This window comes from Streptomyces durbertensis (assembly GCF_014156695.1).
Classification (GTDB): domain Bacteria; phylum Actinomycetota; class Actinomycetes; order Streptomycetales; family Streptomycetaceae; genus Streptomyces; species Streptomyces durbertensis.
In genome coordinates this window covers 1-821 of the sequence record NZ_WMLF01000871.1, presented here as the reverse complement: position 1 = coordinate 821, position 821 = coordinate 1, and the positions used below count along the sequence as shown (strand labels likewise).

1 protein-coding gene is annotated in these 821 nt (G+C 75.8%); it reads right to left on the bottom strand.

All coding sequences use genetic code 11. From position 1 onward, the window contains the following. A partial coding sequence (locus tag GL263_RS27390; RefSeq protein WP_182858415.1) for an alanine racemase occupies positions 1-474 on the bottom strand: 474 nt, incomplete at its 3' end. Positions 475-821 lie beyond the last annotated feature (347 nt).

Below are 821 nucleotides of genomic sequence, written 5' to 3'. Positions count from 1 at the left end.
CCCGCCCAACAGCCGCAACGAGGTGTCCAGTTCGAGGCACACCCGGATCTCCTCGCGGCCGCCGTCCCTGGCCAGGTCGATCAGCGCGAGCTGCGCGGGGTCGTCCACCATGACGGTCACCGACCGGGCCAGCAGCGTGTCGCCGGCCAGCTCGGCGTACCCGGCCCGGTCGACGGAGGGATAGGCCAGCAGCACGTCCGGAATCCCGCTCCGGGCCAGCCAGATCGACTCGGCCAGCGTGAAACCCATGACGCCCGCGAACCCGTCGTGGGCCAGGGCGCGTTCGAGCAGCGCGCGGCACCGCACGGACTTGCTGGCGACGCGCACCGGCTTGCCGCCCGCCCGGCGGACCAGATCGGCGGCGTTGTCGTCGAAGGCGTCCAGGTCCACAATGGCCAGCGGCGCGTCCAGCGCGGCGGTGGCCCGGTCGTACCGGGCCCGGTCGGCGGTGGGGTGCGGGTCGGTGGTGAGCACGCGGGCAGCTTGCCAGAGGAGTCGCCCTCAGCACAGCCCCGCCGGGCGCGGGTTGTGGTGACGGGCCGCGAGCGCCGTAGAGTGACGCCCACGCCACCGACCGGCCAACTGGCTGTTCAAGCGGCGTTGTCCGGACGAGTACGGCCCCTGAACTCCACTGCCGAGCGGGGTCTCGACATGCGCGAGGGGGAGCGGGTGAGCACAGACGCCGACGCCGCGCGTCCGCCGTTGCCGCCGCCGCCACGGCCAACGGGACGGCCGGTCCCGCCCAGGCCCACCGGGCGGCCCCTGCCGCCCCGCCCCGCCCGGTCGGCGACCGTGCCCGCGGCGCCCGCGCCCGTGCACCC